Origin of the sequence: uncultured Methylobacterium sp. (assembly GCF_964251405.1) — a bacterium.
GTDB lineage: Bacteria > Pseudomonadota > Alphaproteobacteria > Rhizobiales > Beijerinckiaceae > Methylobacterium.
On record NZ_CAXUJR010000066.1, the window covers coordinates 6,377 to 20,457 of the forward strand.

General features: G+C 71.3%; 15 protein-coding genes. 8 read left to right on the top strand and 7 right to left on the bottom strand.

Annotation, left to right across the window (positions count from 1 at the left end; translation table 11 throughout):
- Positions 1-93: 93 nt before the first annotated feature.
- From ACFE7U_RS12495 to ACFE7U_RS12510, 4 genes are all read left to right on the top strand, one after another.
- Positions 94-408: a HigA family addiction module antitoxin gene (locus ACFE7U_RS12495; protein ID WP_375410053.1), complete on the top strand. Its 315-nt coding sequence runs from the start codon at positions 94-96 to the stop codon at positions 406-408.
- A gap of 124 nt (positions 409-532) precedes the next feature.
- Entirely contained in the window at positions 533-2,068 is a 1,536-nt protein-coding gene (locus ACFE7U_RS12500; RefSeq protein WP_375410054.1) for a phytoene desaturase family protein, read from the top strand.
- A 79-nt stretch (positions 2,069-2,147) separates the two neighbouring features.
- Entirely contained in the window at positions 2,148-2,909 is a 762-nt protein-coding gene (locus ACFE7U_RS12505; RefSeq protein ID WP_375410066.1) for a lysophospholipid acyltransferase family protein, read from the top strand.
- Positions 2,909-4,036, top strand: a complete 1,128-nt coding sequence (locus ACFE7U_RS12510) for a glycosyltransferase (protein WP_375410067.1) — start codon at positions 2,909-2,911, stop codon at positions 4,034-4,036. Before ACFE7U_RS12505 ends, ACFE7U_RS12510 begins: the two co-directional genes overlap by 1 nt.
- On the opposite strand, the gene cutA is transcribed toward ACFE7U_RS12510, so the two are convergent.
- Positions 4,015-4,359, bottom strand: a complete 345-nt coding sequence (gene cutA, locus ACFE7U_RS12515; RefSeq protein ID WP_375410055.1) for a divalent-cation tolerance protein CutA — start codon at positions 4,357-4,359, stop codon at positions 4,015-4,017. The genes ACFE7U_RS12510 and cutA overlap by 22 nt on opposite strands.
- A gap of 86 nt (positions 4,360-4,445) precedes the next feature.
- Between cutA and ACFE7U_RS12520 the strand changes: the two genes are divergently transcribed.
- Positions 4,446-5,222, top strand: a complete 777-nt coding sequence (locus tag ACFE7U_RS12520; protein WP_375410056.1) for an NAD kinase — start codon at positions 4,446-4,448, stop codon at positions 5,220-5,222.
- 185 nt (positions 5,223-5,407) lie between these two features.
- On the opposite strand, the gene ACFE7U_RS12525 is transcribed toward ACFE7U_RS12520, so the two are convergent.
- On the bottom strand, positions 5,408-6,136 hold the full coding sequence (locus ACFE7U_RS12525) for a GDSL-type esterase/lipase family protein (protein ID WP_375410057.1): 729 nt from the start codon (positions 6,134-6,136) through the stop codon (positions 5,408-5,410).
- Between the two features lie 269 nt (positions 6,137-6,405).
- Positions 6,406-7,284: a type 1 glutamine amidotransferase gene (locus ACFE7U_RS12530; protein WP_375410058.1), complete on the bottom strand. Its 879-nt coding sequence runs from the start codon at positions 7,282-7,284 to the stop codon at positions 6,406-6,408.
- Positions 7,285-7,416: 132 nt separating this feature from the next.
- Here ACFE7U_RS12530 and ACFE7U_RS12535 point away from each other — a divergent pair, with 132 nt between their 5' ends.
- Entirely contained in the window at positions 7,417-8,400 is a 984-nt protein-coding gene (locus tag ACFE7U_RS12535) for an NAD(P)/FAD-dependent oxidoreductase (RefSeq protein ID WP_375410059.1), read from the top strand.
- Positions 8,401-8,431: 31 nt separating this feature from the next.
- On the opposite strand, the gene ACFE7U_RS12540 is transcribed toward ACFE7U_RS12535, so the two are convergent.
- Entirely contained in the window at positions 8,432-9,946 is a 1,515-nt protein-coding gene (locus ACFE7U_RS12540; protein WP_375410060.1) for a DUF2336 domain-containing protein, read from the bottom strand.
- On the bottom strand, positions 9,943-11,004 hold the full coding sequence (locus ACFE7U_RS12545) for a lytic transglycosylase domain-containing protein (protein ID WP_375410061.1): 1,062 nt from the start codon (positions 11,002-11,004) through the stop codon (positions 9,943-9,945). The genes ACFE7U_RS12540 and ACFE7U_RS12545 overlap by 4 nt, the downstream gene beginning before the upstream one ends.
- Before the next feature lie 171 nt (positions 11,005-11,175).
- Here ACFE7U_RS12545 and ACFE7U_RS12550 point away from each other — a divergent pair, with 171 nt between their 5' ends.
- Positions 11,176-11,796, top strand: a complete 621-nt coding sequence (locus tag ACFE7U_RS12550; RefSeq protein WP_375410062.1) for an aldolase/citrate lyase family protein — start codon at positions 11,176-11,178, stop codon at positions 11,794-11,796.
- 124 nt (positions 11,797-11,920) lie between these two features.
- Here ACFE7U_RS12550 and ACFE7U_RS12555 read toward each other — a convergent pair whose 3' ends face one another.
- Both ACFE7U_RS12555 and ACFE7U_RS12560 read right to left on the bottom strand, forming a co-directional pair.
- The gene (locus ACFE7U_RS12555; protein WP_375410063.1) at positions 11,921-12,532 is read right to left on the bottom strand and encodes a flavin reductase family protein; all 612 of its coding nucleotides are present in this window, start codon (positions 12,530-12,532) and stop codon (positions 11,921-11,923) included.
- A gap of 4 nt (positions 12,533-12,536) precedes the next feature.
- Positions 12,537-13,100, bottom strand: coding sequence for a nitroreductase (locus ACFE7U_RS12560; RefSeq protein WP_375410064.1), 564 nt, complete (start codon positions 13,098-13,100; stop codon positions 12,537-12,539).
- Between the two features lie 115 nt (positions 13,101-13,215).
- On the opposite strand from ACFE7U_RS12560, the gene ACFE7U_RS12565 reads away from it, so the two are divergent.
- The coding region (locus ACFE7U_RS12565; RefSeq protein ID WP_375410065.1) for a hypothetical protein at positions 13,216-14,081 on the top strand (866 nt) is incomplete at its 3' end.

A 14,081-nucleotide genomic window follows, 5' to 3' on the forward strand; every position in this document is an offset into this window, starting at 1 on the left:
CCGGGCGCTACACGCTCACCGTGTCCCGCAACTGGCGGCTGACCTTCACATTCGAAGGCGCCGACGCCGTCGAACTCGATCTGGAGGACTACCATGGCTGAGGACGGATATCCCCGCCGGCACCCGGACTTCGCGCCGACCCACCCCGGCGAGATCCTGCGTGACGACATCCTGCCTGCGCTCGCCATGCCGGTCTCGACGGTGGCGAAGCATCTCGGCGTCACCCGTCAGGCCCTTCATCGCGTCCTGGCGGGCACCGCCGCGGTCTCGCCGGAGATGGCGCTGCGGATCGGCAAGTTCTGCGGGAACAGCCCTGATTTCTGGCTGCGCATGCAGGTGGCCTACGACCTCTGGCATGCCGCGAGGACTGTCGATGTCAGCGGCGTTCCGACGATGCGGGCGGCGTGACGAACACGAAGCTCGGAGCCGCCTCAACCCGGCGCGACCGGTTAGCGCGTTGACCGCGCGACGATCCGGCTTAGCTTGAACGTGAGGAGCATCGGTTCATGCACCTCGCGGGAGCGACAAGAAAATGCCTGTTGAGTCGTCAGTCGCCGTCATCGGCTCGGGGTTGGGCGGGCTGGCGGCCGCCTGCGTGACGGCCGCGCGCGGGCATCGGGTCACCCTCTACGACAAGAACGACTGGCTCGGCGGCAAGGCGGCGGTGCTGCACGAGGGCGGGTTCCGGTTCGACATGGGGCCGACCATCCTGACCGTGCCCAAGGTGCTGGAGCGCATCTTCCAGGAGGCCGGGCGCGACATCCGCGACTACCTGGATCTCCGCCGCCTCGACCCGCAATGGCGCTGCTTCTTCGACGACAACACCCAGATCGACCTGATAGCCGACGTCCCGACGATGGCCGCCGAGATGGACCGCTTCGCGCCGGGCTCCGGGGCCGGCGAGGGCTACAAGAAGTTCCTCGAGATCTCCGAGCACCTCCACACCGTCTCCAACAAGTTCTTCTTCTGGAAGCCGGTCGAGGACCTGTTCGACACCATCAACATCCGCGCCAACATGAATCCCGGCACGCTGCGCGATGTGCTCTCGCTGCGCATGGGCTCGTCGGTGGCCGGCACCATCCGCTCGAAGGTCAAGGACGAGCGCCTCGCGCAGATGCTCGACCACTTCGTGCAATATGTCGGCTCCTCGCCCTACGGGGCGCCCGCCGTGCTCTGCGCGATCGCCCACATGCAGACGGCCGAAGGCGTCTGGTACCCGATGGGCGGCACCCGGGCGGTGGCGGAGGCCCTGGCCAAGCTCGCGGGTGAACTCGGCGCGACCCTGCGACCGGGCGACGAGGTCACGGGCCTCGCCATCGAGAAGGGCACGGTCAAGGGCGTGAAGACGGCGTCGGGCGTGACCCCGTTCGACGCGGTGATCTCGAACATGGATTCGGTGCGCACCTACCGCGAACTCGTCGGCGGCGATGTCGGCAAGGCGTACGAGAAGAAGAGCTTCGAGCCGGCCTGCTCCGGCGTCGTGCTCTATCTCGGCCTGAACAAGCGCTACGAGCACCTGAACCACCACGACTTCGTCTTCTCCCGCGACCCGGAGGAGGAGTTCGACTACATCTACCATAAGGGCGAGCCGGCCCCGGACCCGACCGCCTATCTGGCGGCCCCCTCCTCCACCGATCCGTCGGTGGCGCCCGAGGGCGGCGAGGCGCTCTACGTGCTGGTCCACACGCCGTATCTGCGGCCGCACCACGACTGGTCCAAGATGTTCCCCGCCTACCGGCAGGTGATCCTCGACAAGCTGAAGCGCACCGCCGGGATGCCGGACCTCGAGGAGCGCATCGTCGTCGAGCGTCATCTCACGCCGCAGGACATCCACGAGCGCTACAAGGTGCTCAACGGTGCGATCTACGGCCTCGCCTCCCACGGCAAGTTCATGGGCGCGTTCAAGCCGGGCAACCGTTCGCGACAGGTCCGCGGCCTCTACCTCGCGGGTGGGGCCGCCCATCCGGGCCCCGGCATGCCGATGGTGATGATGTCGGGCTGGATCGCGGCGGACGCCCTCGACACCGACATCCAGGGTACGGCCAAGACCGGCCTGAGCGCGGCGTGAGCCGTTGAGCCGGGCGCCGGGACAGGCTCCACCGGGACAAGACCCCGGCGCGGCCCGCTCGGGCCTCGCCTGGGCCTTCATGGTCGCGTATTTCCGCCGCTTCCTGCGCCGGCACCTCAATGCCCTGCGGCTGGCCGAATGGGGCCGGCCCGCGATCGCCGATCATCCGGGTCCGGTGGTGGTCTATTGCAACCACCCCGCCTGGTGGGACGCCGCCATCGTGATCCTGCTCGCCGACCGGCTGTTTCCCGCCCGCGTCAGCTTCGCGCCCTTCGACGCGAAGATGCTCGAACGCTATGGGGTCTTTGCCCGCATCGGCGCCTTCGCGGTGGACATCGAATCGCCCCGCGGGGCCGCTCAGTTCCTGCGCGCCGCGCGCCTGCTCCTCGCCCGGCCGAACGCGATGATGTGGATCACCGCGCAGGGGCGCTTCGCCGACGTGCGTGCCCGGCCCCTCGGCCTCAAGGCCGGCATCGCCCACGTCCCCGAGATCGCCCCCGACGCCGTGATCGTGCCGCTCGCCCTCGAATACGCGTTCTGGGACGAGCGCGGCGCGGAAGCCTTCGCGGCCTTCGGCACGCCGATCCCGGCCCGCGACCTCCTCGCCCTGCCCCGGGCCGAACGCCTCGCCCGCCTGGAGGCCGACCTGACCGCGACCCTCGATCGCCTCAGCACCGATGTCATCGCCCGCGAGCCCGAGCGCTTCGCCGACCTCGTAGCCGGTGCCAAGGGCATCGGCGGCATCTATGACGGCTGGCGCCGGCTCCGGGCGCTCGCGGCGGGCCGCCGCTTCGACCCCGCTCACCGCGCGTCCGACGCGCTCGGGAAACACGCCCCGTGATGCTCGCCCTCGCGCTCTGCGCCTTCGCCCTGGCGCTGCTGCCCGCCATCCTCGCCGCCATCAATCTCACCCTGCTGCGCACGCCCGAACCCGACCCGGCCGTGGACGGCCTCGTCTCGATCCTGATCCCGGCCCGCGACGAGGCCGCCACCATCGCCGGCACCGTGGCGGCGGCCCTGCGCAGCACCGGCATCGCGGTCGAGGTGCTGGTCGGCGACGACCACTCCACCGATGCCACCGCCGCGATCGTGCGCGACATCGCGCAGAGCGATCCGCGCCTCCGTCTCGTGCCCGTCCCGCATCTTGCCGAGGGCTGGACGGGGAAGAACCACGCCTGTTCGGTCCTGGCGGCGCAGGCCAGGGGCGACCGGCTCCTGTTCATCGATGCGGATGTCGCCCTCGAACCACGGGCCGCGGCCGGGCTCGCGGCGCATGCGGCCCGCACCGGCGCGGCTCTCGTCAGCGGGGTTCCGCGTCAGCGCATGCAGAGTCTGGGCGAGCGGCTCACCGTTCCGATGATCAACTTCCTCCTCGTCGGCTACCTGCCCGTCGCCATGATGCGCGCCTCGCTGCGGCCGGCCCTGGGGGCGGCCTGCGGACAGCTCGTCCTCGTCGACCGGGCGGTCTATGCGGAGACCGGCGGCCACGGCGCCATCCGGGCCAAGCTGCATGACGGCGTCTTCCTGCCGCGCCTCCTCCGCCGGGCCGGCCACGGCACCGATCTCGTCTCGGGCCACGCTCTGGCGACCTGCCGGATGTACAGAAGCTTGCCCGAGGCCTGGGCCGGCTTCTCGAAGAACGCCCACGAGGGCATGGCGACGCCCCGCGCCCTGCCGGTCTGGACCCTCCTGCTGCTCGGCGGCCAGGTGCTGCCGGCACTCCTGCTGCTGGCCGCGCTGGCCACGTCGTCCGGTGCCGCGGCCTTCGTGGCCTTCGCCGCACTGCTGGTGTCCCTGTCGACACGGGCGGCGATCACCCTCATCACCCGCGAGCCCGCCGCCACCATTCTGCTCCATCCGCTCAGCGTCGCGGTGGCCCTGGCGATCCAGTGGAACGTGCTGGTACGGCCGAAACAGGCCGGGGCCGCGGTCTGGAAGGGACGCAGCTACCCCGTCGCCGGCGCCTGAGCCTCGCCGCGGGTTTCCTCCATGATCCACGCCATCGTGTCCGGATCGGCCTCCGCCACGGGCAGGTGCAGGATGATCGGCGTCTCGTAGGGATGGCGCGCCTTCAGGGCGCCGGCGAGTGCCGTCGCCCTGCCCTCGCGGGTCTTGATGATCGCCACCGCCTCGTTCCCGCGCTCCACCGCCCCCTTCCAGGCATAGACCGAGGCCATCCCGGGCAGGACGTTGACGCAGGCGGCGAGCCGGGCGCGGACCAGCTCCTCGCCGACCGCCAGCGCCGTCTCTGCGTCCGGGAAGGTGGTGTAGACGAGGAGCGCACGCTCCATGCTATGACATGCCTCACGGGGCCTGCGGATCGCGGCACGCCCTCCAGTGAACGTGCGGGCGGCCCCCGCGTCAACAAGGCGGACGCATGCCCCACCCGCGGCGCTTCCACCGGATCGCCTTCATCGCGAGCCCGACACCGGATGCGCGCCTCGCCGCCGCCTCCCTAATGCGCCGCTACGACCACGTCGCCCCCGAGGAGGCCGATGTCGTCGTGGCTCTCGGTGGCGACGGGCTGATGCTTCAGGCGCTGCACCGGTTCATGGCGCCCGGCACGCCGATCTACGGCATGAACCGCGGCACCGTCGGCTTCCTCATGAACGAGTTCCGCGAGGACGGATTGATCGAGCGGCTCGAGAGCGCCCAGTGCAGCATCATCCATCCGCTGCTGATGGAGGCCGTGGACACGGAGGGGCGCACCCATCAGGCGCGCGCCCTCAACGAGGTCTACATGCTGCGCCAGACCCACCAGACGGCGAAGCTCACGATCTCGGTGGACGGACATGTGCGCCTGCCCGAGCTCATCGCCGACGGCGTGCTGCTCGCGACCCCGGCCGGGTCGACCGCCTACAACCTCTCGGTGGGCGGGCCGATCCTGCCGCTCAACGCGCAACTCCTCGCACTGACCCCGATCTCGGCGTTCCGGCCCCGGCGCTGGCGCGGCGCGCTGCTGCCCGACTACGCCCGCATCCGGATCGAGGTCATCGATCCGGCGCACCGGCCGGTCTCGGCGGTGGCGGACCACACCGAGTTCCGCCGCATCGCCACGGTGGAGACCTGGCTCGACCAGGAGACCGACCTCGTGCTCCTCCACGACCCCGACCACAGCCTCGACGAGCGCATCCTGCGCGAGCAGTTCGGCTGAGCCGCGCAAGCGGATCGAGGGTGGCGTGGCGATAGGGGTCCGACGGCTCCGCAACGCCGTCCTTCGGCGGGTCGCATCTCGGTTCGACGCGTGACCGCAACCTTCGCGACCTGGGACTGCGGAAGAGCGACTTTTCGTACGCCCATTCGCTCACGGCGTGCGAGGCGGCCCGGCATTGGCGGGTCCTATGGCTTTTGAACCGCGTCGAGCTTGCTGCGGATCGAAGCGCCGAGCGCGGCATATCCCGGTGGAGCGAGGTGCACCATGTCCGGCGTAAAGGTCGGGCACTGGTCCTCATCGCAGCGGAGTGCGGCTTCAGCATCATCGACCATCACCGCATGGCCTCTTTTCAGCAGAATCTCCTTCAACTCGCCGTTGACGCTGGTGCGTTCGCTGTCGCGAAAGGAGGATTTCCTGCCTCTGGGCAGAATGCCGACGACGACGAGGAAGGGCTTGCGCCATAGAGCGTCGATGCGTTCGATGATGTGTTCGAGCCCTGTTCGGATAGCGCAGATCTTGTCTCCCGATCCAAGATTGTTCGTCCCGATCATCAAGAACACGGTGCGTGGCGATAGCCGCGCGTATCGCTCATCCTGCAAGCGCCACAGAACGTTCTGCGTGCGGTCGCTGCCGACTCCGAGATTCAGAACTCTGCCGCCGAAGGTTTCCCGAGCCGACGCGTCGGGCCATAACTGTGTCAGACTGTCTCCCAGCAAGACGACATCGGCGTCCTGGGCCTTGGCGGCGAGATCGCTGACCTGCCGCGCACGCCGATATGCCGTAGCGCTCTGCTGCGGCACCGGGAAGGTCGCAACAGCCGTGTCGGCCTGATCGCAGGGCGACTCCGCGGCGTGCGAATAGGAGGGACGCAGGAGAAGGAGCGCCAGCGTGGCGCAGAGGTATCGTCGCCTCATCCGCCAGCCCCACTCGTCCCCCGCTCGAGGGGCAGCGTCTCGGCGTTGTGGAACGGGTGCGCCCTGGCGTCTGTCATTGCCCTCTCTCGGGGGCACCGCGGTGTATGCGCAAACCCGGTGCGATCGCGCAAACCTGGAGCGAGCCGTTGGCTTGGAGACGCAACTCGTCCTGACGGCAGCCGAGCCCGGCCGGCCCGGGAGTTCGCCACCAGCGCCTCGGGACGGCGTCGCCCTATGAGGCCCGACGACTCCCGCACGGCGAGGCCCGCTCAACGCCGGCGGCGCAAGGCTCCGTCCGGCGCGCCCAGCGCATCGATGAAGTTGCGCAGCTCCGTCAGTCTCCTGGCCGCGTCGGTCACCTCCTCGTCGAGGCCGAGCCTCCAGGCGAGGTCGCGCCGGCTGGGATCTCGGTGCAGGGCATCGACCTCGTCCGCATAGGCCTCCACCTCGGCCCGGCTCCCCGCCAGGGCCCCCTCGACCAGATCGTCGGCCTGACGGCGCAGAGCCCCGGCGATCTCGTCGAGGGCGATCTCCGGGTGGTACTGCACGCCCCAGAAGATGCCGCCGTCGAAGCGGATCTCGGCCGCCTGCACGGCGGTGACCCGGTTGCCGGCCAGCAGCACGGCGCCGTCCGGCAGCGTGTCGACCTCGTCCGTGTGGATGGCGGCCGCGTCGTAGGAGGCCGGTCGCCCGGCGAGGAGGGGGTGGCTGCGCCCGGCTTCGGTCGGCGTGATCCGCCGCGCGAAGCCCGCCTCCCGCCCCGTCGCGTTCCGCCGCACCGTGCCGCCGGCCGTGACCGTGGCCACCTGCAGGCCGGCGCAGGAACCGAAGGACGGCGTGCCGGACGCGAAGACCGCACGCATGAACGCCACCGTGCGCCGCGTCTCCGGCGTTTCCTCGTAGAGATGCAGCGGCGAGCCTGTGAGGAAGACGCCGTCATAGGCCGACAGGGACGCACCTCCGGGGATCTCGGCATCGGCATCCGCGGGCTTGATCCGGTGGCACTCGGCCCCGGGCGCCAGGGCCAGCAACGTGTCCCTGTAGGTCTCGCCCGACGAGCGGCCGACGCTCTCGCGGCGGCTCTCTCGCGCCTCCGGCGGCTCGCTCTCGGCGATCAGGAATCGCGGCGCTGAGCGGGATGCGTGCAAGGTTGACTCTCTCGGCGGGGGAACGAAGGTGAGGGTGAAGGCGTGAACCGGTCGCCTCCCCGAGAGTTCCAGGGCGAGCGATCCGGTCGCAGGGCCGGGGAACCGGCGCCCGTCCTTGGAGGTGTGGGAACGATGGCTGAGCATCGGTCATCCGGGCAGAAGGCGCTGGTCGATTGCCTGATCGTCGGCGGCGGACCGGCCGGGCTGACCGCCGCCCTCTACCTCGCCCGTTTCGAGCGCCGGTTCGTGGTGGTGGATGCCGGCGATTCCCGTGCGTCGTGGATCCCCACGAGCCACAACGTCCCGGTCTTCGCCGATGGCATCTCCGGCAAGGAGATCCTCGCCCGCCAGCGCACGCATCTGGAGCGCTACGGCGTCGAGGTCCTGAGGGGCACCGTGACCGCCTTGTCAAAGGTCGGAGGGGGATTCGTCGCGCGGATCGACTCGGGCGACGTCCCGAACGAGGTGAGGGCCCGCCGGGTTCTGCTCGCGACCGGCGCCGACGACGTCGAACCCGACTTGCCCGAACTGCCCGACGCGGTCCGGCGCGGGCTCGTGCGGTATTGCCCGATCTGCGACGGCTACGAGGCGAAGGGCAAGCGCATCGGAGTCATCGGCTACGGCGACCGGGGCCTCGGCGAGGCCGTGTTCGTGGCGCGCACCTATTCGAACGATGTGACGCTCCTGACGCTGGGCCAGGGAATGGACCTCGATGCGGGCGAGCGCGAACGCGTCGCGGCGCACGGGATCGCGGTCGTCCACGAGCCGGTGGTGGAGCTCGATCTCGAGGGCGAACGGATCACCGTGCTGAGGACGGCGAGCGGCGAGGAGCATCGCTTCGAGGTTCTCTACTCGGCTCTGGGGCTGACGATCCGCTCCGAACTCGCGCTGGGATTGGGCGCCGACCACGACGGCACCGGCGCGCTCGTCGTCGACGAGCACAACCGCACGACCGTGCCGGGGCTCTACGCGGCCGGTGGCGTCGTGCGCGGCCTCGATCAGGTGGTCGTCGCGATGGGTCACGGCGCCATCGCCGCCACCGACATCCACAACCGCTGCGAGCTTCCCACCGAGGAGGAGGTCGATGGCGGCAAGCGGCCGGAGCATTCCGCTTGAGCCGTTCGTCGCCTGCCGAACCGGGCCTCGCTCAGGCGGCGAGGCGCTCACGGTCGGCGCGATAGCTCGCCACCAGGGCGTCCGGGATGGAATCGTCGGCGGCCGGCCTGTCGTCCCGGTCGCGCTGGCGCTCCCGGGCTTGCGTGAACTCGCTCAGGAGCGCCCCGGGCAGGGCGTCGAGCACGGCGGCGATGGGGTCGATCTCGATCGGGATCCCGATATCGGGGACCGGCGCGATATCGGGGACCGGCTTGGCCGCGGTCGCCTCGAGGTCGGCATAGTCCGGCGCCTTGGTGATCTGCGCCATGCCAACCTGGTTCTTGACGTCGTTCCTGGCGTCGTTCTTGGCGTCCCGCCATTCCGCATCCACGACCTCGGCGTCGAGGCGGGACTGCTCCTCGGCCTGGGCGACCTCGCCGATGGCCTTGGCGACGAGGCGGGCCTCGTCGCGCGCCGCCTCGGCCTCGTAGCGCGAGAGCAGCGCCATGATGCTCGCGGCCTCCGCGAACGGCATGGTCTCGCAGGCGGTGAGCGCACGCTCGATCATCCGGCGCGACAGGGCGGCCTCCGAGAGGTCGCTGCGGCCCCGCACCGCCTCCTGCCAGGCCGACAGGGCCCCGGCGAAGGCCGGCAGCAGCGCCTCGGGCAGGCCGGCGCGGCGGTGGAGCGCCGCGAAGCCCGCGCCGGAGGCATCCAGCATCAGCCCGGCGATGCGGTTGCGGTTCAGCCCGGTGAGGTCGGCCAAGGCCGCCTCCACGAACGCCATGCGGCCCGACAGGATCGCCCGCAGCAGGAGCCCGGCATTGAGCTCGCCGTGGCGGCGCAGATGCGTCACGAGGCGGGCGAGGTCGGTCGGTTCGGCCTTGACGCTGAAGGCCAGGGTGGCGCGCTCGCGGGCCTCGCGGCTGGCCCGGGCGCTGCGCACGGGCGTGAGCCAGCCCGAGGCGACCGCGAAGGCCGCAAGGGATTCGGCGAGGCGGGCGGTGACGGCCTGGCGAACCTCCACCGGAAGGTCGGGGCGGGCGAGCAGCGCCTCGCGAAGGGGAGCGGCATCGCCGTGCCGGGCGACCATGCGCAGGAGGCTGCCGGTGGTGACCTCGGCCTCGTGATTGGCGGCGAGCGCCACGAGCGACGGGACCTCTCCGAGCTCGGCGAGCGCGCCGGCCACCGCGTAGCCGAGGCCGTCGCGGACGGCGATGGCGGCCCGCACCGTCTCGCAGCCGATCGCGACCCCGTCGACGAGGTCGGCGTCGCTCAGCACGGGCGAGCGGGCGAGCACGATCGCGGCGATGTCGGCGTGGTCCGAGGCCAGCGCCACGATGAGCGGCCGCGGCGTGGCGGGGCAGGCGGCGCAGGCCTGCGCCAGGGCCATGCGGACCTGCCGCGCCGGATCGTCGAGGAGCCCGATCAGGGCGGTCTTGGCTTCCCAGGCCTCCTCGGCGCCGAGGCCGCCGTAGAGGAAGGCCCGCGCCAGGTGCGTCGCCGCCTCGGCTCGGCGCGTGGCCGAATCGTGCTGGGTCCAGGCGAGGAACTGGCGGATGATCATGGACCGCTCCGGGTCGTATAGAGGGAGGGAACGAAGGCGGCCTGCGGGCCGGCGGTGTTGAACTCGGCCGGGCGGCGCGGCGGCAGCGGCGACCCGACGAGGGCGACAGGGACCGTGGCGGGTGCCGCGGTGGTGCCCTGCGGCGCCGGAGTCGCCGGGCCTTCGGCGGAGGATTCGGGCACCGAGTTGTCGGAGCGCGGGAAATAGCTCGGCGCCCTGCGCGGCGCGGCCTCGCCCGCCGCGCGTCCCTGCCACAGCCGGGCGACCCCGTCCGAGACCGCGCCTTGCCGCTTGTTGGTCTGGAACATCGAGCGCAGGCCGCCGTCGTCGAGGACCGCATAGGCGGTCGCGGCAACGGGGATGTCGGAGGCGCCGGAGGCGGCGGGACGGCCGCTGTTCTGGCTCGTGCTGAGGAGGGCGTAGAGTTCGGCCGCACCCCGCGGCTTGCCCGCCTTGTCGTAGAACAGGCCGCGGTTGGCGGAGGCCGCCTCCGGCTTGTCGAGGGCGGCGGCGCGGGCCGGGCTCGCCTGGGCCGTGCTGATCAGGGCCGCGGCGCCGCGCGCGCCGAGCACGTGCGCCGCGTAGAGGTCGCCCCCGGTGGGCTCGCGGCCGAGCGCGCCCGACAGCGCGTCGCGGTTCGCCTGCGTGAGGGCGCCCGCCATGGTGGCGGCGACCCGCGGATCGCGGCGCAGGTCCAGGATGGCCTGGCGCGCGGAGGGGTCCTCCACCGCGTAGGTGCCGTCCGACCTCGCGGTGATCGCGTCCGCATAGGTGGAGAGGCCGAGCTTCGGCCCCGCGGTCTTCATCGTGCCGAGCCAGGTCTGCTCGATGAACTGGAACAGGCCGGTGGCCGAGGAGGTGCCGGCCTTCGCGGCCGGATCGAGGCCGGATTCGCGCCTGGCCGTCGCCAGGAGATAGTCGAACCCGGCGCCGGAGTTCTGCGCGCCTTCCCGGATGGCGTCGACGATCCCGGCCGCGCCCGACGTGCTCCGCGTAACCGGGTCCCGGCTGGCGCCGGTCTCCCTGGTGGTCGCGGGGGGCGTGGAGAACAGGTACATGCGCCGTCCGAACGAGGGCGCGACGCCGGACTCGGGCGGGGCGCGCGAGGCGCGGGCGGGCCGCCCCTCGATCGCGCGATTTTGTGTTGCGTATGGTAAAGGAAGGTTGAAGGCGTGCGCGGTTCGTTCATCCTATCGCAGGCTTGGCCATCACAAACCGGGCGGATGCCGATGCACGCGATCCTGATCGTCCGGCCCGGCGAGCCTCCCCTCTCGGCCCCCGACGGCGCGCAGGTCTATGTCCGGATCTCGACGGATGACGACCTCGACGCCGCGATGGCCCTTCGCGCCGCCGGCCTGGCTATCCCGGTCCAGGCGGGCGGGCGCGACGTCGCCCGCCTCGGCGTCCGGCTCGCGGTCCACGAGGCGGAGACCGGTCTCGCCGACGGATCGACGCGCATCCTCGCCCTGGTCGAGACGGCCGGCGCCGTGCTCGCCCTGCCGACGCTGGTCGCAGCGAGCCAGCGTCTCTGCGGGATCGCCTGGGACGCCGATACGCTCGCGCGGGATATCGGTGCGGCGGGGAGCCGGGATCGCGAGGGCGCTTTGATCCCGCCGTTGGCGCTCGTCCGCGCTCAGGTGTTGCTGGCGGCGGCGGCGGCCGGTGTCGCGGCGGTCGATACGGCCTGCGCGGTCGAGGCTGCGTTCCTGCGCGAGGTCGAGGAGGCTCGGCGCGACGGGTTTCGGGCGAAGGTCGGCGCGAACCACGCACAGTTTGCGATGGGGGCGTTCGATGCACGGTCCCCGCGGTCAAGCCGGAGCGCCTCCCTTCCCCCTTGCGGGGAGGGGTAGGGGGTGGTTCCGCTTGTCTCGCCACAGGGTCACCCAGCCACCCCCACCCCTGGCCCCTCCCCACAAGGGGAAGGGGAGAGTGCCGGAGAAACCCCACCTGGTTATGAGACCCGAGCCGTTCTCCTCAGCCCCCCGCCCCCGGCGGCCGCTTCAGCTCGAACCGGTTCTCCGGCCCGACCGCGAAATAGTCGAAGTAGCCGCCGCGCTGGATCGGCCGCATGGCGCCGGTATCGACCCGGCCGTCCTTGATGAACCGATCGTCGATATAGACCGACACCACCTGGCCGATCACCAGGAAGTGGTTGGCCTCCCCGCCCTCGATCGGCACGAGAGGCACCGTCTGCACCCATCGGCACTCGATGGCGGCAGGCGATTCCGCCACCCGCGGCGGCCTAACCCGTCGCGATGGGGCCGGCGTCAGGCCCGCGAACGGGAACTCGCTGGTCCCGCGCTCGAGCGGCGCAGAGGTCGCGTTCATGGCGTCGCGCAGGTCGTAGGTCGCGACGCTGCAGACGAACTCGCCGCCCTCCTCCGCGAAGGTCATCGCGTCCTTGCGGCCGGAGGAGGAGAACATCACCATGTCGGGGTCGCTCGCCACCGCGTTGAAGTACGAATAGGGGGCGAGGTTCACCGCGCCGGCCTTGCTCATCGCGCTGATCCAGCCGATCGGACGCGGCGCCACCAGGGCTTTGAGCGGATTGTGCGGCAGGGACTTGTCGGTCGCGTCGTAATGCATCGGCTCAGATCCGCGTGACGATGGCGGCGAGGTCGGGCCGGGGCCGGTCGCTCGGGACCTCCTTCGGGCGCCCGATATGGACGAAACCGGCCATCCGTTCGCGCGGTTCGAGGCCGAGCGCGTCGAGGACGCGGCGGTCGTAGGCGAACCATTCCGTGAGCCATGCGGTCGCGAACCCCGCGGCGTTGGCGGCGACGACGAGGTTCATGGTCGCCGCGCCCGCCGAGAGCACCTGCTCCCATTCGGGGATCTTGATATGTGGCCCCGCCCGCGAGACCACCGCCACCACGCAAGGCGCATGGGCGAGGCGGCGGCGCTCCAGATCGAGGCGGCCGGCATCGGCATGCGGATGGTCGTCGGCATAGGCCTGCGCGATGACCGCGCCGATCCGGTCGCGGGCCTCGCCCTCGATCACGACGAAACGCCAGGGGCTAAGCTTGCCGTGGTCGGGCACGCGGGACGCGATGGCGAGGAGGGCGTCGAGGTCGGCCGGGCTCGGGCCGGGTTCGGAGAGGTTCATCGGCGCCACGGAGCGGCGGGTCCGCAGGAGATCGAGGGTCTCGGTCATCTCGTCCTTTCGTGGCGATGGTGCGCGGGATATGGGATCGGGTGTGCCCTCGTCATGGAGCCGCCACGGTCGCACGGCAAGGCGGCGCATGGCCGGGGCGGCGCGGACAGCGAGGATGGGTGCGATGGGGCAGATGCGTGGCCGGACCTGCCCGGCTCTCGTCCTTACCGCCGTCCTCGTCGCGCTCCACCCCGGCGCGGCGGAGGCTCAGTCGCAGCTAAATGCAGTTCCGACCCGCGGCGGCGGCCTGCCCTCCCCCTCCGTCACCGGTCCGCAGCTGCCACCGCCCGCGATCGAGGGCGAGGCGACGCTCAGCCTCACCGCGATGCTCGCCGGCAGCGACCGGGCCCTGCGCACGGGCCTCGCCTGGCGCATCTACGATGACCGGACGGAGGCCGGCCGGCCCGCGATCGTCGCCCGCTCCAACGCCGCCGATCCGAGCTTCACCCTGGCGCCGGGCGCTTACGTCGCCACGGTGACCTACGGCTTTGCCAGCGCCTCCAAACGCATCACCGTGGCGGGCGGGATCGTGGCCGAGCAGATCCGGATCAATGCCGGGGCGCTGAAGCTCTCGGGCGCCATCGGCGACATGAAGATCGCGCCGGCCGAGCTCGCCTTCTCGATCTTCGTACCCATCGGCACCAATTCCGAGGGCCGGCTGGTGCGCAGCGGCGTCAAGGCCGGCGAGCTGATCCGCCTGCCCGAGGGCACCTACCACGTGGTCTCGACCTACGGGGAATCGAACGCGATCCAGCGGGCCGACCTCAAGGTCGATATCGGCAAGGTCACCGACGCCACCCTCAACCACCGCGCCGCCACGGTGACGCTCAAGCTCGTGGCGGCACACGGCGCCGAGGCCTTCGCCGGCACCGCCTTCAGCGTCCTGACGCCGGGCGGCGACACCATCCGCGAGGCGATTGGCGCCTTCCCGGCGGTGACGCTGGCGGAGGGCGACTACGTGCTGATCGCCCGCCACGACGG